The organism is Sodalis sp. RH20 (genome assembly GCF_047324205.1).
Lineage (GTDB): Bacteria > Pseudomonadota > Gammaproteobacteria > Enterobacterales > Enterobacteriaceae > Acerihabitans.
In genome coordinates, this window is the sequence record NZ_CP178733.1 from 2,352,159 (window position 1) to 2,378,577 (window position 26,419).

The following is a 26,419-nucleotide window of genomic DNA, read 5'->3' on the forward strand; positions in this document are numbered from 1 at the left end:
GATGCCGGAGTGAAGGGAACAACATCGCCCCCGCCGGCGCCCTGATCCTTTTATAAGTGCGCCTAGTCTACCCTGACTTCAGGAAATCGCTACTGCGAGTTGTTACGCGGCGTAAGTCCGCCCGCGGCAACCCGGAACCCCGGACCGGCGCGGACGGCAGATATTCCCCGTTCCCGGGGCAAGACCGCGTTATAACTTCAGCACCAGGTGATGGACGCCCCCATCGAGCGGCGCACGCGCCTGACGATCGCTAAGCGCCAGAGGCGCGTCGTTAAGTATCGCCTCGCTCACCCCGCGCGGATGCAGGCCGCTATTGGTGACTTCGATGGTGAAACGGGTGTCCAGCACCAGCACCTCGGCGTCGAAGCCCGGCCAGCCGGAAGGCAGGCACGGATTGATAATCAATACGTCGCCTTCCCGGCGAATACCGAGAATGCCTTCCACGCCGGCACGGTACATCCAGCCGGCCGAGCCGGTATACCAGGTCCAGCCGCCGCGGCCGACATGGGGCGCCACGGAGTAGACATCGGCGGCGATAACATAAGGCTCGACTTTGTAACGCGCCACCTGTTGCGGCGTGCGGGCATGATTGATGGGATTGAGCAAGGCAAACAGCTCATGCGCCTTATCGCCCTGCTCCAACCCGGCGAACGCCAGGATGGCCCACATGGCGGCATGGGTATATTGGCCGCCATTTTCACGCAATCCCGGCGGGTAGCCCTTGATATAACCCGGGTCGTGGGTGGTCTTATCGAACGGCGGCGTAAACAGCAGCGCCAGCTTATCCTCGCGACGGATCAACAAACGATCCAGCGCGGCCATGGCCGTCGCCGCGCGCGTGGGGTCCGCTTCCCCTGAAAGCACGGACCAGGTCTGGGCGATGGAGTCAATGCGGCATTCATCGTTATCCTTGCTGCCGAGCCAGGTGCCGTCGTCAAAGGTTGCCCGCCGATACCACTCGCCGTCCCAGGCGTCGCGCTCGATCGACTGGCGCACGGATTCCTTGTGCGCCTGCCAGCGCGCCGCGCGTTCAGGCTCGCGGGCCGCAACCCATGGCATGAACAAAGTCAGGGTGCGGATCAGCAGCCAGCCCAGCCAGACGCTTTCCCCTTTGCCCCCTTCGCCGACCCGGTTCATGCCGTCGTTCCAGTCGCCGGTGCCCATCAGGGGCAGACCGTGCGCGCCGGTAAGTTCCAGGCACTGCTCCATGGCCTGTACGCAATGCCGGTAGAGCGTCGCGCTCTCGGCGGCCACCATCGGCTGGAAGAAGGCGTCGTGTTCGCCCTCCGCCAGGAGTGGCCCCTCAAGATAGGGCAGCACTTCGTCCAGCACCGCTTCGTCGCGGCTGCAGTTGATATAAGTGGCGACGGCGAACGACAGCCATACCCGGTCATCGGAAATGCGGGTGCGCACGCCCTGGCCGGAGTGAGGCAGCCACCAGTGCTGTACATCGCCTTCCATAAATTGCCGGCCGGCGGCGCGCAGTAAATGTCCGCGCGTTTGTTGCGGCTGCGCGAAGGTCAGCGCCATGCCGTCCTGCAGCTGATCGCGGAAACCATAGGCCCCGCTGGCCTGATAAAAGCCGGAGCGGGCCTGGATACGGCAGGCCTGGGTTTGGTACAGCAGCCAGCCGTTAAGCATGATATCCATAGCCGGATCGGGCGTGGTCACCTGTATCGATCCCAGCCGCTGTTGCCAGTGGCCGGTCACTTCCGCCAGCACCGCGTCCAGATCGGCGGCGCGATAGCGTTCGATTAAGCGGCGGGCGCTTTCGGCCGAGTCGCTCTGGCCGATAAACCAGACCACCTCTATGCTTTGATCTACCCCAACCTCGATATGGGTTTGCAATACCGTGCAGGGATCAAAGCCCGCGCCGCAGGCGCCGCTCAGGCGACCACCGTTGACCAGCGCGGCGGGCGCCGCCATGGCGCCGTTGCGGCCGAGAAACTCGGTACGGTCCGCGCTGAACGCGTCCTGACGGCCGTCGAGGTCGGCAAACGCCACCCGGTTCTGGAAGGCGGTGCTCCATGAATTACGCACCAGCACCGCGCCGGTGCTTTCGTCATGCTCGCTGATGATAAACGGCCCGGACGCGCTGCGCGAAGTGCCCAGTACCCATTCCACATAGGCGGAGACGGACAGGTGCAGCGTTTGATCGCTCAGGTTACGAATGGTCAGCCGGGAGATCTTGATGGAATCCTCCAGCGGCACATACTGAAGCAGCGTTACCGCCGCCTCGAGGGTATTGTGTTCGAAGCGGGAGTAGCCGAAACCGTGGTGGGCGAGATAGCGACCGCCATCATTGATGGGATGCGCCGTGGGACTCCATAAGGCGCCGGTGACCTCGTTGCGGATATAGATGGCCTCGCCGCCGCTGTCCGCCACCGCATCGTTCAGCCAGGGCGTAAGCTGGTTTTCGCGGCTGTTTTGCGCCCAGGTATAACCGCTGCCCCGGGCCGACACCTGGAATCCGAAGTCCGGATTGGCAATCACATTGATCCAGGGCGCCGGCGGGCAGGTTTGCGCGTCAATCACAGTGACATATTCACGCCCCTGCCTGGCGAACCCGCCGGTGCCGTTGAAGAACGCCAGGTCCGCGGGCACGGGCAACGCGCCGGGCGTCGGCAGGCGCATCTTGCGCTGCGGCAGCAGGGAGACCTGCGGCAGTTCCAGCGAAGCCAGCTGCGAGCCGATGCTGCCGCGCCGCGCCAGCAGCGCCACCCGGGCGACGGACTGCAGCAGCATACGCGCTTCCTGGCTTATCAGATCCGCGCGCAGGGTATAGACGCCGCCGCGCGAGGCATCGCCGGTGTAACGCGGGTGGGACTGGCTGCTGCGCACCGCCGTCTCAATGGCGATTTGCAGATCCTGCAAATAGGACGAGGCGTGTTCATTAATAATCACCACGTCGACGCTGAGCAACTTCATATGCCAATATTCATGGGCGCGCAGCAGTTGCTTAACCTGGGCGATATCCTGGATATCGTCGATACGTAGCAAGACGATGGGGAGATCGCCGGAAATGGACAAGGGCCACAGGCCCGACTGGACGCCGGAACCGCGGATAATCGAGGCGGAAGGCGCGCGGAAACGCGAATCGGCATACAGCAACGGCGCGGCCAGGCGCTGGAAGTCGGCCGCTTCCTCGGCGTTGATATCCAGATGGCGCAACTGTACCTGCGCCTGGGTCCAGGCCAGCGTTTTCGCCCGTTTGTAAGCGCTGCGGTCGTGGTGCTTATCAATGAGCTTCATCAGCTCTTCTTCAGAAGAGGCCACCAGCGTCCAGTAGGTTACCCTGACCGAGGTGCCCGCCGGAATACGGACCTGTCGCCGCAGGGAGAAAATCGGATCCAGCACCGTGCCGACCGTATTGGACAACGGCTGCCGTCCCAGCACCGCGTCGGCATAGGTGGGCGACGAACCCTTGCCGATAAACCGCGCCCGGTCGGTTTCATACTGTGCGTCGGACAGGCTTTCGCCCTCCACAATAGCCAGATGCGCCGCCCAGACGTGGGGTTCCTGCGGGGTTCGGGTCCTGCGCGTGGCGACCAGGGCGGTAAATTCCGGCAGATAGCGCGTCTGCACAAACATTTTGGCAAACGCCGGATGGGCGGTATCGACATTCGCCGGCGCCAGCACAATCTCCGCATACGAGGTCAATTCAACTTCGCGGGTGCGGCGGCCGCTGTTGGTCAGCATGACGCGACGCACCTCGCCGTCATCCTCGCCGGACACCAGCACGTTAAGCGTGGTGGTCAACGTGCGGTCATGGTGGATAAAGGTGGCGTCGTCCTCGCTGAAGATCACCTGGTTGAAAGACTTCCCTTTCAACGCCCGCACGCGGCGTTCGCTCAGCGAATCCGTTCCCTGGATTTGCAGACCGGCCGACCAGATCTTGCCGCTGCGCAGATCGCGGAAACGAATAAATGAACGGCTGTCGTCGCGGGTGACATCCTCGCGCCAGCGGGTAATGGCGATATTGCCCCAGCGGCTGTAGCCGCCGCCGGAGACGGTCAGCATAACGGCGTAATGACCGTTGGAGACCAGATGGGTCACCGGCGCGCCGGCGGGCAACGCGGAATACCGGCGCTGCGTAAGATACTCGTGGCCGGATTTGACCACCGCTTTTTTCACTTCTTCGGCATGCGGTTTGGTCAGGGCGACTTCCCTTGGCATGCGTTCTTGCAACAGCAGCTCGCTGGCCTGGATCATCGGCTCGCGATGGAAACGCGCGCGCATGGCGCCGTCGAGCAGGGCGTTATCCAGCGCCACGATAGTCATGCCCTGATGATGGGCCATATAGCTGCGCACGATAGCCACTTTCTGGTTATCAGGCAGCCTTGCGGCGGTAAAGTCCAGCGCTTCGTAAAAGCCATAATCGCCGCGCGCCCCGATCTTCGCCAGCCGCCGGTAATTAAGCAGTGCGCCGCGCGCATCCACCATCGACGCCAGGCCGGTGGCATAGGGGGCGATAACCTGGTTTTGCGCCAGGCCGCGCTGCAGCCCCAGCCCCGGCACGCCAAAGTTGGAATATTGATAGGTTAAATCCAAATCGCGCGCGTTATAGGCGGATTCCGAGACGCCCCAGGGAATTTTCAGCATGCGGCCATAGGCCTGCTGATGGGCCACCACCACCCGGTTGGTCTGCTCCAGCAACGTGCCGGCGGCGGCGCGCATCACCAGGGACGGCATCAAATATTCAAACATCGACCCGGACCAGGAGATCAGCGCCGCGCCTTTACCGGACTGAATGGCGGCGCGGCTGAGGCGGAACCAGTGGCGCGTGGGAATGTCGCCCTTGGCGATGGCGAACAGGCTGGCCAGGCGGGCTTCGGACGCCAGTAAATCATAACAGCTGCTGTCGAGCTGGTTATCGGTGAAGGAGTAACCGATGGAGAGCAGTTTGCGCTCGTCATCCACCAAAAAGCGGAAATCCATGCCCAGCGCCAGCGCCCTGGCGCGATCCGCCAGTTGCTGCAGGCGTTCGTTATAGCTGTCCGCCGCCAACAGGCGATCGGCGTTAAGTCCGGCGATGCTGGTTCTCATCGCCTCCAGCCAGAACATCAGCCCCGGTTCCGGCGCGTCGTCGTGCGAGGCGTCATCAGTCGGTTCCGCCTCGGGGGATACGGCCAGATCGTTCATTAAACCGCAGGCCTCCTCGCTAAGCGTGGCGAGCGTGGGCAGCAAGGTATTATCGGGCTGCTGCCGCGCCAACTGGGCGGCGATTTCATCCAGCAGGGCGTCGAGCGGCAAGCCGTCGATTTCAGGCGCTTTTTTTAACGCCCTGCGGATTAACAACAGATGATCCATGGCGCCGGCGCGCCAGCCCGGCGCCACCGGCGCGCAGCGCCATTCTTCGCAGGCGTTGGCCAGGGCGATCAGGTGACCGGCCAGGTTGCCGCTATCCACCGACGATACGTAGGCCGGGGCCAGCGCCTCGAGATTGCGGGTCTCATACCAGTTGAAAAAGTGGCCGCGATAACGCTGCAGCTTATCCAGCGACGCGAAGGTTTCTTCCAGCCGGTCAAGCGTCGCCCCGGTGGACGCCCAGCCGAAATCGCGGGCCGACACCGTGGACAGCAAATACAGCCCGATATTGGTGGGCGAGGTACGATGGGCCACCACCGGCCTGGGTTCTTCCTGGAAATTATCCGGCGGCAGCATATTATCCACCGGGGTAACGAAGGTTTCAAAAAAGCGCCAGGTCCGGCGGCCAATCAGGCGCAGCGTCTGAATTTCCTTATCGTTCAACGCCACTTGCGGCGCAATCACCGGCTCCCGGCTGGCCCATAACGCCATGACGGGCGACAACAGCCATAAAAGGGCGAACACGGCGACAAGCGGCCAGTTCCACGGCGCCAGCGCCAGCGCCAGGGCCGCCATCAGCAGTCCCAGCAGGATGCCGGCGGACATTTGCCGGCAAAACCCGCCCAACCCCAGGCGCGGGCTGCCGCCGGTCTGGGCCGACGTGGTCCATTCCAGCAGCTTGCGATGGCTGAAAAATACCCGTGATAATGAACGCACAATGGCGTCCAGCATATGCCAGGCGTTGTCGGCTAAAAACACGATCTGCATCAGGATGCGCAGCAGCGCATAGCGCAAATCGATGGCGACGTTATGTAAATGCTTGTGCAGCGGGATACGCCGCCGGCGCGGCAGCAGATCGCAGAAAATCGGCAATAGCGATGGCACGGCGAAGGCAGCAATCAGCGTCAGTACGCCCAGCGCGGCCGCGGCCGGCGGCAGCAGCCAGCACCAACCCAGGGCCAGCAGGCTGAACGGCGCCAGCAGCGAACGGCGCAGGTTGTCGATCATCTTCCAGCGGCCGACGGCGGGCACCGGGCTGATGCCGTTGCGCCCGTTTATGATCCAGGGCAATAACTGCCAGTCGCCGCGCGTCCAGCGGTGCTGTCTTTTCGCCACCACGTCGTAGCGCGCCGGCGAGTCTTCCACCAGTTCCACATCCGAGGCCAGGCCGGCGCGGGCGTAGATACCCTCAAACAGATCGTGGCTAAGCAGGGTATTTTCCGGAATGCGCGCGTCAAGCGCGGCGTCGAATGCATCGACGTCGTAAATGCCCTTGCCGGTATAAGATCCCTCGCCGAACAAATCCTGATAGACATCCGAGACCGCCGAGGCATAGGGATCCATGCCGCCCGGCCCCGAGAAGACGCGCTGGTAGATAGAGCCGTCGTTGCCTAGCGGCAGGGACGGCGTAATGCGCGGCTGCAGGATGCCATAGCCGCTGACGATGCGCTTTTTGCCGGCATCGAATTTCGGCCGGTTCAGCGGGTGAGCCATTTTCCCCACCAGCAGCAGCGCGGTTTCACGCGGCAGCCGGGTATCGGCGTCCAGGGTGATCACATAGCGCACCCCTTCCGGCACCTGGCTGCCCGGCTGGAAGCTGGTATCACGCGCGCCGCGCAGCAAACGGTTCAGTTCGTGCAGTTTGCCGCGTTTACGTTCCCATCCCATCCAGCAGGATTCGCGTTCGTTATACAGGCGGCGACGGTGCAACAGCAAAAAACGCGCGCCGGCGGGTCCGGGGCCATGACGCTGGTTCAGCCGGTCGATGCCTTCCCTGGCGCAGGCGATAAGCTCCGCGTCCCCGGGCAGCGTTTCCAGCGGGGCATCCAGGCTATCGGAGAGCAGCGCAAAAGTGAGATCGCCTTCGCCGCTGGCCAGGTAGTGGACTTCCAGCCGCTCGATTTGCTCGGTGATGTCCTCCTGGTCAGTGAGCAGCACCGGCACGACGATCATGGTGCGCAACGCCGTCGGCACCCCGTCGGTTAACGCCAGGCCGGCCAGGGGCGACGCGCCGAGGCGCCAGTTGACCAGCCGGTTGACCAGCGCGCTGGCGGCATCGCTCAGGGCCGGCAGCGCCAGGATAATAAAGACCGCCAGGGCGCCAGCGCCGAGGCCGGCAGCCAAGAGCTTGCTCCCCGCCCATGCGGCCAGCAGCAGGCTTAACAGGATAATCGCCCCGCCGTAGCCGGCGATGCCAGGTTCAATGGCCATACGGCTGATGCGTAAGCGCCATGGCGGTTTAAAATCGATAGACTGCTCAAAGCGTCTGCGTCCGCCGGCAATCAGGTGATAACCAGGATCGCCGACGCGGGCGGCCTCGAGAGGATCGTTCTGGCTGGCCGCGGCTTCATGAGCGGCCGCCAGGACCTTATCCGCGATATCCAGCTCACTGTAGGACGATCCGCGCGACAACTGCTCGATGGCGCTGCGGTAAAGATTGCGGGTGGTAAAATTCATCTCGTCAAAGGCGCTGTGCCGGCGTAAACGTTCATCCACCAGGCTGATGCTTTCAAACAGCGTCGCCCAGTCGATATCCGAAATCAGGCGCATGCTGGTGATGATATTGCGCACCGTGACGTTGGAGGCGCCCAGGCGCTGCTGGGCGTTTTGCACAATCGATTCGATGGAACTGTCCTGCTGGTGAAGCTTTTCTTCCAGCCAGGCCAGGGACGGGGTGGTGCGGGGATCCTGGTTGCGCAGGCGTTTCGCCAGCTGCGCGGCAAAATGCTCATTAAGCGGCAAGGTATAGGCGGATAAATGCGCCGCCTCCATCGCCGCCTGGGCATTGCCTTTGGCCAGCAGCTTATTGGCCAGGTCCTCGGCCTCCTGCCGGGCCTGGCGCCCCTCGCTCATCTGATCCGCCAGCCGCCGCAGGTTCTCGATAAGCACGATGCGCAGGGTGATGGCCACCGCCCAGAGTTCACCGATGGTGAGCGGCTGTACCCGCTGGTAGGCGGCGATAAAACGCTTGAGGTTTTCCGGATCGAAATGACTGTCGGTATGGGCGATAAACGCCCATGCCACGCCGAAGACCCGCGGGTAACCGGCAAACGGCCCCTGCGCCAGCTTTGGCAGCAGCCGGTAGAAACTCGGCGGCAGATCTTCGCGGATTTCACGGATCTGAGCCTCGACCAGATGATAGTTATCCAGCAGCCACTCGGCGGCCGGCACCACGGTATGGCCTTTTTCCAGTTCCAGCGCGCTGGCGCGGTAGGCCGCCAGCAACACCGCGGCATTATCATTAAGGCGCTGGCGCAGCGGCGAGACGGTCGGCGGGCGGTCGGCGATCGCCTGGGCGGCCGCCAGGCTTTCCGCGTGCTGCTCAAGGCGTTCAACACCAAATAATTCTTTCCTGACCGGGGCAGGATCGTTCCACGGTGACGAGGCTTCACGAAAACGGTAGATCCCAGCAAGCAAATTTTTCATAGCAGCCTTAACCTGCGGCTTCATGCCACAGGCATTACGAAAATGTTATCGGTGCCAAATACGGCGTTATATCGCCAGCGCGCCAACTCGTTGCCGTTATCCATGACACGGCGAAATCCACCTTGCCATGGCGGCGATACAAACCCTGGAAAGAGGCGCTATGCGTCGCGCCTGGAATGAGACGCCCTTAAGGCTAAATAGGTATGTAGGAACTTATTGGGAGGCGCGTAAACGCCCCCCGGCCCGCCGCATTGCAGCGCGCCGATATCGGGTTCTCTGACTATGGACCATAAAGGTCATTTGCGCCAATAACCTGATGCAATTATGCCTGGGCCGTCATGACAATCGTTGCAAACAGGCTATGACGCTATGTCCCGTCCCGGAAGGGGTTCGGACGGACCGGCGGGAACGAGGGTTTAACCGGCCGGCAGGCGCTCTATCCAGGCCTGAGCCATCAGCGCCTGTTCGCCGCTGGTTTCAGGCTGGGTTTGATGGGACACCGCCGCGATAAAATGCGCCACCGCCCCGGTAAAACCACGCTGGGTCAGGATCGATTGCCAGGCGGGCACCGGCAGTTCGCTGATGACGCCCTGGCTTTCGCTGCGCCACGCGCGCATCTCCTCGACGCGGTACACCGCGCCGGCGGTCACCGCGATCACCGTTTCGCTCTGGCTGCCGGCCTGGCGATGCATACTGGTGGTGACGGCGCAGCCCCGGTGCATAAAATGATGCTCGGCGTACAACATCTGTCCGGCGGCGTTATCCCGCAGAATGCCGCCGGTCAGTCGGGGCCCGCCGGCGGCGTCATTGGCCGCAGCGGCGTGATCCCGCGCGCCGTCGGCAAGCCAGAGCGCGGTATCCACCACGTGCAGATAATCGTCCAGCAGCGTGAAGCCCATCGCTTCGGGACCGACGTTGTCCAGACGGTGTTTATCCATGCGGAGGGAGGCGGGCTGCTGCATCTGTTGTTTCAGCCTGAGGTAGAGCGGCGCGAAACGGCGGTTAAATCCTACCATCAGCGCCCGTTGTTTCCTGGCCGCCAGGGCGACCAGCCGTTCCGCCTGCTCAAGCGTTGCGGCCAGCGGCTTATCCACATAGACGTGCAGGCCCCGTTCCAGTAAATGGCTAACCACGGCAAAATGGCTGGCGGTGCTGGTATGCACGAACGCCGCGTCGCAGCGCTGCGCCAGGGCGTCCAGGCTGGGAAAGCTTTCGATGCGGTAAGCCGCGCACAGCGTGCGCGCCTTGGCCTGGTTGGGGGAAAACGCCCCGGCCACCTCCCAGTCCCCCGCCTGGCACAACAGCGGCAGGTAGACCTTTTGCGCGATGCCGCCGAGTCCGACAATCCCGATACGTAATGTCATAATGTCAATACCCCTGAAAAACGCTTACCGCCCGGGCTTCCAGGCGGCATAGGTCAGTGCCGTCAATATATGGTCGCGCCATTGCCCGTCGATCAGCAGGTAATCCTTGGCATATCCTTCCCGCTCGAACCCCAGGCGGGCCAGTAGATTACCGCTGCGCTGGTTGTGCGGCATATAGTTAGCCATGATACGGTGCATTTGCTGATGGCGCTGCATATAGCGGATGGCGGCCTGCAGCGCTTCGAACATAAGCCCCTGCCCTTGCCATTTTTCGCCCAGCGAGTACCCGAGAAAACAGGCATGGAAGGAGCCGCGCAGCACATTGCTGAAATTGGCCACGCCGTAGACTTCGTTTTCCCCGGGATCGAGCAGGATAAAATAGTAGGCGGTGCCCTGCCGGTGCATTTCGGTGATCATCCCCAGCCGGGCCTGCCAGCCCGACGGAAAACAGTGGCTTTCATCGCGCACCGGTTCCCAGGGTTTCAGGTACGCCTGGTTGCCGGCATAATACTCCGCCAGGCGGTAAGCATCGCGTTCGTGGACCAAACGCACCACCAGTCTGGCGGTAACCAGTCGCACTTTTGGCGACGCCTGTCGATAGCCAAACATCTTCCCTCCGCAGTCCGGGCGATTATTGAATCATGTTTACCTTAGGGTCTGGGTACCGGCGTGATGCGCGGCGATGATACAACCCGGCGTATGTCACCATCATACAATCTCCCGGCGCCGATGTTATCCTGTTAACGCGCGAGAAGATGATCCCTCTCATAAATTAGCGTTTCTATTAATAATTTTCGATAAAAAATTATCCTCTTTGCCGGGCTATCGTTATGGACGCATTACGTTCAGAATAAGTGTTCTCGTAAAATTTCTTTTTGGTTTGTGGTGAAGCATGTCCTCGGTGTCGCAAGCTCGGAGCTTGGGTAAATATTTTCTGCTTATGGATAATATGTTGGTGGTCCTGGGCTTTTTTGTCGTGTTTCCGCTGATTTCCATCAGGTTTGTCGATCAGTTGGGCTGGGCGGCGCTTCTGGTCGGTATTGCGCTTGGGCTGCGTCAGCTCATCCAGCAGGGCCTGGGTATTTTTGGCGGCGCCATCGCCGATCGCCTGGGCGCCAAGCCGATGATTATTACCGGCATGCTGCTGCGCGCACTGGGCTTTGCGCTGATGGCCGTCGCCGATCAACCCTGGATACTTTGGCTTTCCTGCCTGCTGTCGGGCCTTGGCGGTACGCTGTTTGATCCGCCGCGCACCGCGCTGGTGGTCAAGCTGACCCGGCCCCACGAGCGCGGCCGCTTCTTTTCGCTGTTGATGATGCAGGACAGCGCCTGTTCGGTGGTCGGGGCGCTGATCGGCAGTTGGTTATTAAAGTACGATTTCCATCTGGTGTGCTGGGCGGGAGCGCTGATGTTTATCCTGGCGGCGATGTTCAACGCCTGGTGGCTGCCGGCATATCGCATCTCATCGGTGCGCGCGCCCATGCGCGACGGCATGCGGCGGGTATTCAGGGATCGGCGTTTCGTCACCTACGTGCTGACGCTGACCGGCTATTATATGCTGGCGGTGCAGGTCATGCTGATGCTGCCGATCCGCGTTAACGAAGTGGCCGGCCAGCCCGCCGCGGTAAAATGGATGTACGCCATCGAGGCGGTATTATCCCTGACGCTGCTTTACCCTATCGCCCGCTGGAGCGAAAAGCGCTTTAGCCTCGAATTGCGGCTGATGGCGGGTTTGATGATCATGACGCTGAGCCTGTTCCCCATCGGCATGACCGACAGCCTGCAGACGTTGTTCTGCCTGATCGGCCTGTTTTACCTAGGTTCCATTATTGCCGAACCGGCCAGGGAAACCCTGAGCGCGTCGCTGGCGGACAGCCGGGCCAGGGGCAGCTACCTGGGTTTCAGCCGGCTTGGCCTGGCCCTGGGCGGCGCCATCGGCTATAGCGGCGGCGGTTGGTTATATGACGTCGGGCACCGGCTGGACGTTCCCGATCTGCCCTGGATAATGCTGGGCCTTATCGGGTGCGCAACCCTGTTCGGGCTGTACCGTCAATTCCATCAGCGCCGGATTGAACCGGCCATGCTGAGCGGTCGCTGAGGATTGGTGGCCCGGCCCATGTTGTCCCATAATGATTATTACCCTGTCCGGCGCGCGGCGGTATGGCGCGCCGCACGCATTTAACCAGGAGAACATGCTTCATTATGAAACTCTACATTTATGAGCACTGCCCGTTTTGCGTCAAAGCGCGGATGATATTCGGCCTGAAAAATATTCCTATCAGTCTCCAGGTATTGATGAACGACGACGAGGCGACACCTATCGGCATGGTGGGGAAAAAAGTGGCGCCGATCCTGCAGAAGGAGGACGGTGGCTATATGCCGGAGAGCATGGATATCGTCCATTATATCGACACCCATTATGGTAGCCCTTTGGTGACGGGGCCCGTCAATCCCGCTATCGGCAAATGGCTGGAAGCAAACCATCCGGCCGCCTATCCGCTGGTGTTGCCGCGTAACGTTAACGGCAAGTTTGCAGAGTTTGCCACTCCTGAGGCGCGCCATTACTTTATCAGGAAAAAAGAAGCGGCCAGCGGCAGCTTTGAGGAACTTCTGGCCCATACCCCGGGGCTGGTAAAAAAAGTCAGCCAGCAGCTGCGCGAGCTTGAGCCGTTGATCCAGCAGTCCAACGCCTGTAACGGCGAGCTGTCCGACGATGATTTCCATTTGTTTGCCCGCCTGCGTTCCCTGACCATCGTTGCGGGGCTGGAATGGCCGACGCGGGTGGCTGAATATCGCGATAATATGGCCAAGCAGACTCAGGTTAATCTGCTTACCAGCGTAGCGCAATAACCTGCTTGCCCGCGCCTGGCCGCGGTACGCCGGGCGCGGGGCGTTCCTGAGGCATAGTGAGTTTTTTCCGGTGCGTACGGCATGATCCGCCGGGGCGAGACGGTTATCCTGTAATGAGCAGACGCCACGGTATTGAGGGTAGAGGACAGCATGAAAAATCGTTTCGTTGCATGGATTAAGCTGCTTTTCAGCTGCGTGCTGGCCGGCAGTTTATTAAGCGGCTGCAATAATTTGACGCAGTACAGCATCAGTGAGCAGGAAATAAACGCTTATCTGCAAAAGCATAACGATTTCAGTAAAAATATCGGCGTTCCCGGACTGGCCAACGCCCATATCGTCGTCACCCATCTGGCCAGCGAGATCGGCCGCGCCGAGCCCGATAAGGTGCGGTTATCCGGTAACGCCACGGTCAATGTCGATACCCTGTTCGGGTCGCAGCAGGCCGAGGCGACGCTGACCCTGCAGGCGCAGCCGTATTATGATAAGTCGCAGGGCGCGGTGTTTCTGAAAGATATGCGTCTGGTGGATTATCAGGTTCAGCCGGCTGATGTCGACACCACCTTTCGCGCTTTGTCGCCTTATCTCGACCATGCGCTGAAATCCTATTTTGATAATACGCCGGCGTATGTGCTGGACGCCAATCGCAATAAAGATGAGGCGTTGGTGAAAAAGCTGGCGCAGGGATTGGAGGTTAAACCGGGCAAACTGGTTATCCCGTTTGGGTGAGTCCCATCGGCATGCTCTTCCTTGAACACGTCTGCCTTGAGTCCGGCGTTGGCGGGCCTGGCATGCCATGGGGCTCGGTCGGGCGGGAAAACCACGCCCGATTCAACCCCATCGGCATGCTCTCCCTTGAACACGTCTGCCTTAAGTCCGACGTTGGCGGGCCTAGCATGCCATGGGGCCTCGGTCGGGCGGAAAAACCACGCCCGATTCAACCCCATCGGCACGCTCTCCCTTGAACACGGCTGCCTTGAGTCCGGCGTTGGCGGGCCTAGCATGCCATGGGGCCTCGGTCGGGCGGGAAAACCACGCCCGATTCGACCCCATCGGCACGCTCTCCCTTTAACACGTCTGCCTTGAGTCCGGCGTTGGCGGGCCTAGCATGCCATGGGGCCTCGGTCGGGCGGGAAAACCACGCCCGATTCGACCCCATTGGCACGCTCTCCCTTTAACACGTCTGCCTTGAGTCCGGTGTTGGCGGGCCTAGCATGCCATGGGGCCTCGGTCGGGCGGGAAAACCACGCCCGATTCGACCCCATCGGCATGCTCTCCCTTGAACAGGGTTTATACGGCATGGGTGATGGCGGGCATACCCTGCCATGGGGCCTCGGTCGGGCGGAAAACCACGCCCGATTCAACCCCATCGGCAGGCTCTCCCTTGAACAGGTTTTATACGGCATGGGTGATGGCGGGCATACCCTGCCATGGGGCCTCGGTCGGGCGGAAAACCACGCCCGATTCAACCCCATCGGCAGGCTCTCCCTTTAACAGGTTTTATGCGGCATGGGTGATCGCCCTATTATTCAGCAGGGGTTTCGTCCAGTTCTTCGCGCAGCGCCTCAAGGGCTTCACGGCAGATTATCGCCAGTACCCGATAAAAGTCCCCGGTGGCGCAGGCCTCCACTTTACCCAAAAAGCGATCGCTCCAGGGCAGCAAATACAGATCGAACAGCTGGCTTTGGGCCTGGGTTTCATCCAATCGCGCATGATCTTCCAGCCACGAGCCGGCAAGAAGCAGCGCGCCGAAATGATCTGCCGGGCCGTCTCCGGCCGGCATGCCGAGCTGTTGCAGGAAGGCCCCGACCTCGCCCTCATCCGCCGCCAGCCACGCCGAGCGCAGTGGCGGGACTTTTGCTTCGTCGCCGGTAAATAGCAAAGCGTATTGCGCGGCCAGGGCCTGCGGTTCGCAGCTTTGCTGCAGGCGGGCCAGCAGAGCGTCTTGCTCCAGGGGCCAATGGGCCGTCAGCTTGCCCTCGCTGATAAGCGTCATCAGCGGCGCCAGCATGGCATCCTGCGGCTGGCGGTAAAATAACGTTCCCAGCACCCGGCAGACCATGGAAAAATCATTCATCGTGTTATCCGTTTTAGTAAGCAAAGTAAAACCGGCGCCGACCTTGTCATAAAACGTCCCCTGACGCAATGGTGTTAATACCCATGCAGGCGATCAACCAGGCCAAGCGGCGTCTGTCCGGTCTCGATACGACGTATGTTATCGGCAATGCTGTCCATGGCCTGCGACGGCAGTGTCGTGGCGGCAATATGCGGGGTAAGCGTAATGCGCGGCGCCGCCCAGAAAGGATGATCGCGCGGCGGCGGCTCCTGCCGGCAGACATCCAGCGTTGCCGCGGCAATCTGCCCCTGCGCCAGAGCGGCAAGCAGGTCGTCTTCCACCATATGCGCACCACGGGCAATATTGATGATATACGCGCCGCGATTGAGGCGCGCAAACAGCGCGGCGTTCAGGATGCCTGTCGTCTGCGGCGTGTTCGGCAGCAGATTCACGAGTACCTGTACGCCGTTGAGAAACGCGTCCAGGCCTTCCCGGCCGGCAAAGCTGGCCACTCCCGGGATGACCTTCGCGCGGCGGCTCCAGCAGCGCACCGGAAAACCCATGGCGCGCACCGCCATTGCCGTTTTACCGCCCAGCACCCCCGCGCCGGCGATGCCGACAAAAAAGGTTTCCCTGGCGGGCAGCGCCAGCTCGCGCCATTCTCCCAGGCTTTGCTGCAGGGCATATTCATCCAGGCGCCGGTAATAGCGCAGCACCGCGGCGACAGTATACTCAATCATCTGCTGCGCCATGCCGGTATCTTCAAGCCGCATCAGCGGTACATTCGCCGGCAGCATATCCGGGTGCAGGCGCACCTGATCCATTAAGGCGTCCACTCCCGCGCCGAGGGCAAACACGCCTTTAAGGCCGGGCCGGCCGGCCAGCATCGCACGGGGAGGATGCCAGACCACGGCATAATCGGCCGGCAGGTCTACGCCCTCTCGCCACAATCTGATATCAGCGTCAGGAAATCGTTGCCGCAAGCCGTCGATCCACACCGCCGCGTTGTCCGTCGGGTGATAAAAAATGATCCTCATAATAAAACGCCTTTCCATCCCAGCTTTTTTTCACCATTAACATACCGTTAGCCTGGGTAAAGCACAATCTTGCCAAACGGTATGACAGGTAACCACAGCGGTTGCCCATGCTAAAAATCGCAATCGCTAATACGCAGGCTGGCGCATATAGTCATTTTTTACTAGCAGTTAACATTTTGTGCCTTATTGCCTGGCCCTGTGACGGCAGATGCAGGCGTCATAACATAAAAAAGCTAAATTTAAGTGACAAAAAGTGAAATCATTAAGAATTATCTTATGCATGCGCTGGGTTGATTGCGGAATAAACATCGGGCGGTATTTGCTTGTGGAAAAGAATAAGCGAAAAAAAATTTACTCACTGGCCGATATTATTTTTCGCATTTTTTGTATGCGCTTGGACATGAATAATTATTCCGAACCGCTTAGGGTATAGCGTCATGATACGAATCAACTTTATGATCTTACGACAATAGTAGGACGGCTGGCGGTTGCACGCGTGTTTAGCCCGTCACCGCAAAAATCTGATATCAGGGCCTGCATGCCCTGAATGTAGGCTCCCTTATCCAGTCGGACATTTACAACTAAAAGTTTAAAATTAACGTTTATCTATTCCTCGGAAAAAGTAAATAAAACAATGAAATTTTATAAAAAAGCATGATTAACCCCATAAACTATTAGGTTTTGTAATTTCACTTGCGCAAAAAGGTACGATTTGATGTTTTTAAATTCAGATTTATTACCGTCGCGACTTCCCCGGTCTCGACTATTGTTTAAAAGGACTCAAAACGTACAACCTAACTACCAGGTATTGGAGAAATCTATGAGCAGGTAAATGAGTGATGAAAAAAATAAAATATCAGACAGTTACCCTTTATAACTCTTGAAAATTTTATGATCGCGTGTAGCTTGCGGATCAGCGATATGATAAGAAAAAAAATACTATTGAGGTATTTTGAGATGAAACTTACACAACCCATCACGATCAATCATCTTGATGTGACAATTGCGCCCAATATCCATAGTCGTCTGCGCTGGAAAGAGTACCAGATACTCAATTTATTAATCCAGAATTCACCAGCGGCGGTGACGCGTGCCGAGCTGGTTAATCAGATTTGGAAAGGAACCTATTGTTCGGATTCGACCATCAACCAAACGATAAAATCCATTCGCCAGAAGCTGGGGGATGAGAACCACGACATAATTAAAACCATACCGCGCATAGGCTATATCATTGAAGAAAAACAAATGGTTAATATTTTCTTTAACCCTCAATCCGTCGATGAATACGTACCTGAGCCCTTAAGACCGGAACCCGCGCAGGCCACAGCGGCTACGGCGGCCCGCGTGGCTTGCGAGCCCAATATCCAGGAAGCGGCCACCATGGAAGACGCGTTTTTTGACCAGCCCACCTGGGCATTGCCGCCGCCTTCGAGAATTACAAAAACCATTACCAGACCGACAGTAAATAGATCGAATCCGTTAAAAGATGTTTCTTCCGCTTTTGCGGCCAGGATTCAGCAAACCAAAAGTAAAATCATATTGGGATTAATGGCTTTTTTTATTTTATCTCCTTTGATAATGTATTTCTTTTCAACAATTAAAATCCCTTTCGCGTCTTATGCACTGGAACTGGCGCGGTTCAATAAAGTCAACGCGGTGACCCTGACGTGCCCGTTAGGTTATAATAGTTCTTCCAGTGACGCATTTTCCTGCAAAAGCCTGACGGTCAAATTCGACGGCGTTGCTTTCGATTGCCAGGCGTTAGGTGAAAAGTAGCGTTTCACTCCCTGACGCCCTCGTTATTTTCATAAAAAAGCCCGAATAGATATTCGGGCTTTTTTATCCGCTAATGAAATTTCTCCTGCCGTTAAGTGAAATGAAATTCAGGTGAAATTATCCTTTTTTCAGTCAATTCTTATATTCCATGAAACTAAAATTATTTTTCTAAAAATTATTTTACTTTTTTTTATTTGCCTAAGTAAGCATAAAGCTATATTTTTCAATTATTCGAGAAAGTTATATTTCGGATACGTGCCTGTAGCTACCTTGTTAAGCAACTTTTAACAGCTCTATTGACATCGGAATTTTAGCCATTTTTACCCGAAGAGGAACATGAGAGCTATCATTTATAATTCATTGTGGATCATACTTGAGAAGTTATGCTTTGCAGGCGCAGGCATCATTTCAGCAATGTATATAGCCCGTTATCTTGGACCTGAAAATTTCGGTACGCTGAGTTATTTAGTTTCGATTATCGCATTGATATTGCCTTTTATACAATTGGGCAGTGACAATGTCTTATTCAATCGCATAGCAAAAAAACCGCACAGTGGCATGAACCTGATGGCAGCCTCGTTGCGTATAAAGTTTCTGCTGTTTATCATTTTCAGCGCGGGACTGCTCTTCTGGGCATATTACTCTGTCCCACGGCAACACTTTTATATTTTATTGATTTTATTACTGGGAACGTTTTTTACCTTAAGGGATATTTACAAACTGTATTACGACGCGACTCTGGCGTCCAAGGTTAACCTGATTATCAACAACACGGTATTGGTTATATTTGTGCTAGCCAACCTGCTGTTTGCCTGGTTGCAGCTAAGCTTGATATGGTTTGCGGTTTCCTTGGCGGGCAGAAGCTTTGTACCTTATATTGTGCGCAGGGTTCTATTTTATCGCCATCAACAGGCTAAAGGGATTCATTATAAAAGAAAGCTGAAGGCCAAATACAGCCGCTTTTATAATATCTATTTGCTGAAGGTGGGTTTGCCACTGGCTATATCCAGCCTGGCGATAGTGATCTATACCCGTATCGATCAGATAATGCTGGCGAAATTCATTGGTTATCATGCGGTGGGTATTTATAGCGCGGCACTGGCGATAAGCGGTGGCTGGGTGCTGGTTCCCATGGCGCTGATTACCTCGTTTATGAGCACCATCGCCAGCGAGCGCGATGCCAAAAGGGCCGCGGACCGTGTGCGCATGCTGTATATGGTCACCCTGGTAGTGTGCGCGCCGGTGATAATCATCATAGGTTTTTTTAGTCACGATATCATACAGTTAATTTATGGTGCCGCCTATAAAGACTCGGCGTCCATCCTGTTGATATGTGCATTGACATCCCTTTGCAGCGTATTGGGCACCATTTCGTACCGGATAATATTGATGCATTCCGGCTATCATTTTGTCGCATTAAAGATGCCGGTTATCGCCTTACTGAACATAGCCCTCAATTATCACTTTATTCCGCTATTCGGCATAAAGGGCGCGGCGCTATCAACCTTATTATCCGAGGTCCTATCTCTGTTCGTGCTCAATGCGTTGTTCAAAAAAGGGTTAGTCACTTATCAGTTGCTCAGTGCCTATAAAAGTATTCCAAATTTTATAATTGAGGTGCAAAACTATGTTAAATCCACTCGTCAGGCAAGCGTTTAAAATGTTGCCAGATTTCTTGTATCATCAATTAAAATATGCGCGTGTATTCAAAAAATGGCCGAACATGACCCAGCCAACGACCTTTAGCGAGAAAATCACTATACGTAATTTTCGGCCTAAGCAGATTTACACAAACTTAGCAGATAAATACAAAGTTCGAGATTATATTGCTAACACCATAGGCGAAAAATATCTCATCCCGCTGCACGCAGTGTTCGATGTACTCACGGAAGAAATTTATGCGGCTCTTCCGCAAACCTTCGTTATCAAGGCCAACCATGGATGTGGTTTTAACTTAGTCGTGCACGATAAAGCGGATACCACCTTCGCCCAACTCAGTGCGTTAACCCGTTATTGGACTAAAACCAATTATTACAAAACCAATCGAGAAAAACATTATAAAAAAATCCAGCCCCGCATCCTGGTGGAGCACCTGCTGCAGGACGAGGGCCATATACCCAACGATATCAAGTTCCACTGCTTTAACCAGCAGGGTGAGATGCATATTTTTATCCAGGTTGACTACGACCGTTATGGTCTGCATCGCCGCGACGTATTTGATACTGAATGGCACAAGACCGATATCAGGATGGGCTTGCCGAACAACCCTATCCCTATGCCCGCGCCTAAGAATTTACCGGAAATGGTGACGCTGGCAAAACGTCTGGCGGCGGATTTTAATTATGTCAGGGTGGATTTTTATGAAGCCGAAGGCAATGTCTATTTTGGTGAGCTGACCTTTACGCCGGGCGGTGGCCTGTGCAAAATGTATCCGGAAGGGGTGCAGCACCAATGGGGCAGTTTTTTTACCGAGTAACGCCGGGGCCTGTGGTAGAAATGATAATAAATATAAGATGTCATTAAATGGTATTTTACTGCACCGATATCGCTGAGAGGCGAACCGGGAATAGCATTGTCTGCACACATGAACGGGCGGGCTATTCCCAGCTTTTTCGGCTGGGCGTTGCCGGCGGCATAATACTGAGGCTTGCCGCGCGAAATACCCCCTGCCCTCCCCCGCGCCGCACATTATTCACCCCTGACGGCAGGCCCGATGGCATCGCCACCGCCGCCAGACAAGCGATGCGCTCAAACCCTGAGCAAACAACGCATCCCTGATAAATTATACTTGACCGGAATGGGACGAATCCCTATAGTACCGCCCCGTTGACCCTTGGTTAACAGCGTGGTGAGGTGTCCGAGTGGCTGAAGGAGCACGCCTGGAAAGTGTGTATACGAGAAATCGTATCGAGGGTTCGAACCCCTCCCTCACCGCCAAAATTATTAGGGTCAAGCTGTTGTTAACAGCCTGGCCTGGCGGTAATAAAAAGCCCGGATGATTATCCGGGCTTTTTTTAACTCAATGATAAGGCGCCATACTGACGCCGCGTGCGTAGCGACCGTCAGCGATAGGCATTCAGCGTACGCTGGCACAGCGCGGAGCGAACGCAATCCTGTTTGCCGAAACGCACCACACCGATCATTTCATCCTCCTCGTTAAACCGCTCCAGAGCATCCGCCAGTCCGGATTTTACCCCTCTGGGCAAATCACATTGCGTAATATCGCCGTTGACAATAACCGTGACATTTTCTCCCAGACGGGTCAAAAACATCTTCATTTGGTTGACGGTAACATTCTGCGCTTCATCCAGAATAACTACCGCATTTTCAAAGGTACGTCCGCGCATATACGCAAAAGGAGCGATTTCCACCTTGCCAATTTCAGGGCGCAGGCAATATTGCATAAAGGACGACCCCAGCCGGCGCAGCAAAATATCATAAACCGGTCGGAAATAAGGGGCGAATTTTTCAGCAATATCCCCCGGCAGAAAACCCAGGTCTTCGTCGGCCTGTAATACCGGCCTGGTAACGATAATACGGTCAACCTCTTTGTGGATTAACGCATCGGCAGCCTTAGCGGCGCTAAGGAAGGTTTTACCACACCCTGCCTCGCCGGTTGCGAAAATTAACTGTTTGGTCTCAATGGCTGTTAAATAAGCTTCCTGGACTTCATTACGTGCCTCTATTAACCTGGTGTCGCGACTGTCGCGCGCCATGCCTATCGATTCAATCCCGCTCATATGAACAAGAGAAGTGACCGAGTCCTCTTCACGCATTTTGTGATTGCGTGATTCACGCCGGATAACGCGTTTAGCTTCGCGACGAGCTTTGATCACTACTTTTTGTCTTCCCATAAGTGGCACCTTACAGTTTGTTTCACCATTCACACAGGCATAGGCCTGGTGATTACGCTTCACATTCAGATGAGGTTGTGGCTTCCTTTAAAGCCAATAATAGCCATGAGATAAGATGACACGGCCCGTTGCATTCGCATGGACAATACGGACGTACCGGAGTGCGCATCAGTTGGAAAAAAGCAACGGAGTTGAGAACACAAGGGAACAATTACATTGCCGGTCGGCAAAAACGAAGTTGGAAACGAAGCGTTGAAATTACAACCGCCGACTGTTCCGGAGGCGATTGGTGCAGAACCTGGTATTGCCATCAGCCCATAAAAGGACACTGTCATTAGCGATCCCCGCAGTGAGGTTATGAATTTCGCATCTGAACAACTTTCTGAACTAGCTTGATGTCTTGAGTATAATGACATTGCATCACTTTGCGCTGGGATTGCAATATTTTTTTTAGCATTCGAACAAATAATAAGCAATAGCCGTTACGCTTGAACTGGATGACCTTAACCCAATAGCGCCCCCCGACTTTATCGCCTGCTGATATATCGCCCCACAGAACGCTTTTTCCCGCTGCGCTGGTAAATAACCCGCGGCTTACGTAAAACATCAATTATTACAAATTTAATCAAATAATCCCCGTCACGCCGTTCTTGCGCCATCATGCCGGTGCGGTTTACGGCGTCCAGGCGTCGCCCGCGCCAGGATTGCAACCTTATTAACTATAAGTTAATTGTTTATTAACCCGGTTGCACTTAGTTGCAACATTGGCGATAGTGATATCTCACATGCTCGCCGGGGATACAGCGATGGTAACCACTACGATGGGGGTAAAGCTTGACGATGCCGCCAGGGAAAGGATTAAGAACGCGGCGCGGCTGATTGATCGCACTCCGCATTGGTTGATTAAGCAAGCTATCTTCCATTACCTGGATGAGCTGGATAAGGGTCATGCCCTTGGGCAAGACGCCGCGTCCATGCCCGGGGACAACGACCCGGCGGAGCCGCCGGCAATGGAAACGCGCCAGCCGTTTCTGGAGTTCGCCGAACAAGTATTGCCGCAATCGGTATTGCGCGCCGCCGTCACCGCCGCGTGGCGCCGTCCGGAAACCGAAGCCGTGCCGTTGCTGATTGAACAGGCGCGCCATCCCGCCGCCGCGGCGCAGATAAGCCAATTAGCCCGCCGCCTGACCGAAACGCTGCGCCAGCAGCACAGCGCCGGCGGCCGCGCCGGCATGGTGCAAGGATTTCTGCAGGAATTTTCCCTGTCGTCGCAAGAAGGGGTGGCGTTAATGTGCCTGGCGGAGGCGCTGCTGCGCGTGCCGGATAAGGCCACCCGCGATGCGCTGATCCGCGATAAAATCAGCCGCGGCAATTGGCAGCCCCATATTGGCCGCAGCCGGTCGGTATTTGTCAATGCCGCCACCTGGGGACTGCTGTTTACCGGCCGTCTGGTGGCCACCCATAACGAGGGCAGCCTGTCGCGCTCCCTGAACCGTATTATCGGTAAAAGCGGCGAGCCGTTGATCCGCAAAGGCGTGGATATGGCCATGCGCCTGATGGGCGAACAATTCGTCACCGGCGAGAATATCGGCCAGGCGCTGGCCAATGCCCGCCGGTTGGAACAGCGCGGCTTCCGTTATTCCTATGATATGCTGGGCGAAGCCGCCCTGACCGAGGATGATGCCCAGGCCTACCTGCTCTCTTATCAGCAGGCCATCCATGCCATTGGCAAGGCCTCCAACGGCCGTGGCATCTATGAAGGACCGGGCATTTCCATCAAGCTTTCCGCCCTGCATCCGCGCTATGCCCGTTCTCAATACGCGCGGGTGATGGACGAACTCTATCCCCGGCTGCTGGCGCTAACCCTGCTGGCGCGCCAATATGATATCGGCATTAATATCGACGCCGAGGAGTCGGACCGCCTGGAGCTATCCCTGGATTTATTGACCCGACTGTGTTTTGAACCGGTGCTCGCCGGCTGGAACGGCATTGGTTTTGTCATCCAGGCTTACCAAAAACGCTGCCCGTTTGTTATCGACGAGCTGATAGACCTGGCGCAGCGCAGCCAACGGCGCCTGATGATCCGTTTGGTGAAAGGGGCGTATTGGGACAGCGAAATCAAACGCGCCCAGGTGGAGGGACTGGAAGGGTATCCGGTCTATACCCGTAAGGTATATACCGACGTCGCCTACCTTGCCTGCGCGCGCAAGCTGCTGGCGGTGCCGCATCATATTTACCCGCAGTTCGCCACCCATAACGCCCAGACGCTGGCGGCCATCTATCATTTCGCCGGGCAGAACTATTATCCTGGCCAATACGAATTTCAATGTCTGCACGGTATGGGCGAGCCGCTGTATGACCAGGTGGTGGGACCGGTGGCCGACGGCAGGCTGAACCGCCCTTGCCGCATCTATGCCCCGGTGGGTACCCATGAAACCCTGCTGGCTTATCTGGTGCGCCGGTTGCTGGAAAACGGCGCCAATACCTCATTTGTTAACCGTATTGCCGACAGCGCCCTATCCCTGGATCACCTGATTGCCGATCCGGTGGACGAGGCGCTGGCCATCGGCGAACGGGAAGGCGGCGTTGGCCTGCCGCACCCGCTGATTCCCCTGCCCCGTCGGCTGTACGGTCCGTTACGGCTTAATTCGGCCGGGATCGATCTGGCCAATGAACATCGTCTCGCCTCGCTCTCCAGCGCCTTGCTCAACAGCGCCAACCTGCACTGGCGCGCCCACGCCGGCGATAGCACATCACGCGACGGCGAGTTATGGCATGCGGTGCTTAACCCGGCCGACGCGCGCGATAATGTCGGGGAATGCCGCGACGCCACCGAAGACGACGTCGAGCGGGCCATTGCCTGCGCGGATCACCACGGCGCGATATGGTCGGCCACGCCCTGCGCCGAACGAACCGCGGTTTTAAACCATGCCGCGGATCTGTTGGAACAGCGTATGCCCACCCTTATCGGCCTGCTGATACGCGAGGCCGGTAAAAGCTTTGCCAACGCCATCGCCGAAGTGCGCGAGGCCGTCGATTTCCTGCGCTACTATGCCGGCCAGATCCGGGAATTCGATCGCGACGGCTGCCGTCCGCTGGGGCCGGTGGCCTGTATCAGCCCCTGGAACTTCCCCTTGGCCATCTTTACCGGCCAGGTGGCGGCGGCGCTGGCCGCAGGCAACAGCGTGCTGGCAAAGCCCGCCGAACAAACGCCGCTGGTGGCCGCGCAGGCCGTCGGCATCCTGCTGGAAGCGGGCGTGCCGCCCGGCGTACTGCATTTCCTGCCGGGCGACGGCGAGACCGTCGGCGCGCGGCTGGTGGGCGACCATCGGGTGCGCGGCGTGATGTTTACCGGGTCCACCGCCGTCGCCCGACTGATACAGGCGACGCTCGCCCAACGGCTGGACCCGCTGGGACGTCCGGTGCCGCTGGTGGCGGAAACCGGCGGGATTAACGCCATGATCGTTGACTCTTCCGCTTTAACGGAACAGGTGGTGAACGATGTCATCGCCTCCGCGTTCGACAGCGCCGGGCAACGGTGTTCGGCGCTGCGTTTATTATGTATTCAGGAAGAGGTGGCCGAACGCACTCTGCGCATGCTGCGCGGCGCCATGGCGCAGTGCAGCGTCGGCGATCCGCAATGGCTTGCCACCGATATCGGTCCGGTGATTGACGCCCGGGCCCGGCAGGCGATAGAGGAACATATCGCCGCCATGCGCGAAGCCGGCCACCCGGTATGGCAGGGCGCCCATAACGACGGCGCCGGACGGCAATCCCTGGGCGCCGGTACCTTTGTCATGCCCACGCTGATTGAGCTGGACAGCGTGGCGCAGCTGGATAAGGAAGTGTTCGGTCCGGTCCTGCACGTGGTCCGCTACCGCAGCCGCGACCTGAACACCTTGCTTGAGCAGATTAATGCCGGCGGGTATGGCCTGACCCTGGGCCTGCATACCCGCATCGATGAAACCATAAACCGGGTAATGGAACAGGCGCGGGTAGGCAACTGTTATGTCAACCGCAATATGGTCGGCGCCGTGGTCGGCGTGCAGCCCTTCGGCGGAGAAGGACTCTCCGGCACCGGGCCCAAAGCCGGCGGCCCGCTGTATCTTTATCGCCTGTTATCCCAACGGCTGCCCGAGGCACGGCCCGACGCGCTGCGCGCCGGGGACGCGACCGGCAGCCCGTGCGCGCCGCGGCCGGCTTATGACGCCCTGATGATATGGGCCGGGGAGAATATGCCGGCGGAGAAGGTGCGCGCGCTCAGGCGCTTTGGCGAGCTGTCATTGGCCGGCACGGTCAGGATGCTCACAGGCCCGACCGGCGAGCAGAACAGCTACCGCTTATTGCCGCGCGCACGCGTATTGTGCCTGGCCGAAGACAATAATGACCGGCTAACGCAACTGGCGGCGGTGTTAAGCGTCGGGTCCCAGGCACTGTGGCAGGACGGGCCGGAGACCCGCGTGCTGTATGACGGTCTGCCGGAGGCGGCGCAGGCGCGCATTGTCCTGCACGATGATTGGCTCAAGGCGGCGGATCCGTTTGACGCCGTGCTGTTCCATGGCGACTCGGACCGGCTGCTGGCGCTCTGCGGCACGCTCGCGCGGCGGCCCGGCCCCATTATCCAGGTGCATGGCTACGCGCGCGGCGAGACGGCGATTTTACTGGAACGCTTATTAGTGGAACGGTCGGTCAGCATTAATACCGCCGCCGCGGGCGGCAACGCCAGCCTGATGACCATCGGCTAAACCTTTA

Annotated in this window: 14 protein-coding genes and 1 tRNA gene; 9 read left to right on the forward strand and 6 right to left on the reverse strand. The window is 57.8% G+C overall.

Going from position 1 to position 26,419, the window contains the following annotated elements; translation table 11 throughout:
* Nucleotides 1-189 precede the first annotated feature (189 nt).
* The 3 genes from ACL2XM_RS10860 to rimJ form a co-directional block, all read right to left on the reverse strand.
* On the reverse strand, nt 190-8,733 hold the full coding sequence (locus ACL2XM_RS10860; protein WP_413732880.1) for a GH36-type glycosyl hydrolase domain-containing protein: 8,544 nt from the start codon (nt 8,731-8,733) through the stop codon (nt 190-192).
* Between the two features lie 416 nt (nt 8,734-9,149).
* A complete protein-coding gene (locus tag ACL2XM_RS10865) occupies nt 9,150-10,100 on the reverse strand; it encodes a Gfo/Idh/MocA family protein (protein WP_410016562.1) in 951 nt (316 codons plus the stop codon).
* A gap of 21 nt (nt 10,101-10,121) precedes the next feature.
* Nucleotides 10,122-10,706 carry a ribosomal protein S5-alanine N-acetyltransferase gene (gene rimJ / locus ACL2XM_RS10870; protein ID WP_410015362.1) on the reverse strand — a complete coding sequence of 195 codons (585 nt, stop codon included), beginning with the start codon at nt 10,704-10,706 and terminating at the stop codon, nt 10,122-10,124.
* A 283-nt stretch (nt 10,707-10,989) separates the two neighbouring features.
* On the opposite strand from rimJ, the gene mdtH reads away from it, so the two are divergent.
* The 4 genes from mdtH to ACL2XM_RS10890 all read left to right on the forward strand — a co-directional run bounded on the left by mdtH (nt 10,990) and on the right by ACL2XM_RS10890 (nt 14,438).
* Complete coding sequence (gene mdtH / locus ACL2XM_RS10875; protein WP_413722631.1) at nt 10,990-12,195, forward strand: multidrug efflux MFS transporter MdtH; 1,206 nt, start codon at nt 10,990-10,992, stop codon at nt 12,193-12,195.
* 104 nt (nt 12,196-12,299) lie between these two features.
* Nucleotides 12,300-12,947: a glutaredoxin 2 gene (gene grxB / locus ACL2XM_RS10880; protein ID WP_413732882.1), complete on the forward strand. Its 648-nt coding sequence runs from the start codon at nt 12,300-12,302 to the stop codon at nt 12,945-12,947.
* A 150-nt stretch (nt 12,948-13,097) separates the two neighbouring features.
* Nucleotides 13,098-13,673 (forward strand): lipoprotein, encoded by a 576-nt coding sequence (locus tag ACL2XM_RS10885; RefSeq protein WP_410015365.1) that lies wholly within the window; start codon nt 13,098-13,100, stop codon nt 13,671-13,673.
* Nucleotides 13,674-14,144: 471 nt separating this feature from the next.
* Nucleotides 14,145-14,438 (forward strand): hypothetical protein, encoded by a 294-nt coding sequence (locus tag ACL2XM_RS10890; protein WP_413730542.1) that lies wholly within the window; start codon nt 14,145-14,147, stop codon nt 14,436-14,438.
* 31 nt (nt 14,439-14,469) lie between these two features.
* Here the strand turns inward: ACL2XM_RS10890 and ACL2XM_RS10895 are convergent, their stop codons facing one another.
* Nucleotides 14,470-15,021, reverse strand: coding sequence for a molecular chaperone (locus ACL2XM_RS10895; RefSeq protein WP_413730543.1), 552 nt, complete (start codon nt 15,019-15,021; stop codon nt 14,470-14,472).
* Nucleotides 15,022-15,095: 74 nt separating this feature from the next.
* Nucleotides 15,096-16,037 (reverse strand): glyoxylate/hydroxypyruvate reductase GhrA, encoded by a 942-nt coding sequence (gene ghrA / locus ACL2XM_RS10900; protein ID WP_413732884.1) that lies wholly within the window; start codon nt 16,035-16,037, stop codon nt 15,096-15,098.
* Between the two features lie 957 nt (nt 16,038-16,994).
* Between ghrA and ACL2XM_RS10905 the strand changes: the two genes are divergently transcribed.
* The 4 genes from ACL2XM_RS10905 to ACL2XM_RS10920 all read left to right on the forward strand — a co-directional run bounded on the left by ACL2XM_RS10905 (nt 16,995) and on the right by ACL2XM_RS10920 (nt 20,750).
* Nucleotides 16,995-17,813, forward strand: coding sequence for a winged helix-turn-helix domain-containing protein (locus ACL2XM_RS10905; RefSeq protein ID WP_413722627.1), 819 nt, complete (start codon nt 16,995-16,997; stop codon nt 17,811-17,813).
* Between the two features lie 336 nt (nt 17,814-18,149).
* Nucleotides 18,150-19,472, forward strand: a complete 1,323-nt coding sequence (locus tag ACL2XM_RS10910; protein ID WP_413732885.1) for a flippase — start codon at nt 18,150-18,152, stop codon at nt 19,470-19,472.
* The gene (locus ACL2XM_RS10915; RefSeq protein ID WP_413722625.1) at nt 19,441-20,289 is read left to right on the forward strand and encodes an ATP-grasp fold amidoligase family protein; all 849 of its coding nucleotides are present in this window, start codon (nt 19,441-19,443) and stop codon (nt 20,287-20,289) included. The genes ACL2XM_RS10910 and ACL2XM_RS10915 overlap by 32 nt, the downstream gene beginning before the upstream one ends.
* Nucleotides 20,290-20,660: 371 nt before the next feature.
* Nucleotides 20,661-20,750 (forward strand) — tRNA-Ser (locus tag ACL2XM_RS10920).
* Between the two features lie 125 nt (nt 20,751-20,875).
* Here ACL2XM_RS10920 and phoH read toward each other — a convergent pair.
* Entirely contained in the window at nt 20,876-21,667 is a 792-nt protein-coding gene (phoH, locus tag ACL2XM_RS10925) for a phosphate starvation-inducible protein PhoH (RefSeq protein WP_410015371.1), read from the reverse strand.
* Nucleotides 21,668-22,473: 806 nt separating this feature from the next.
* Here phoH and putA point away from each other — a divergent pair.
* Complete coding sequence (putA, locus tag ACL2XM_RS10930) at nt 22,474-26,412, forward strand: trifunctional transcriptional regulator/proline dehydrogenase/L-glutamate gamma-semialdehyde dehydrogenase (RefSeq protein WP_413732887.1); 3,939 nt, start codon at nt 22,474-22,476, stop codon at nt 26,410-26,412.
* Nucleotides 26,413-26,419 lie beyond the last annotated feature (7 nt).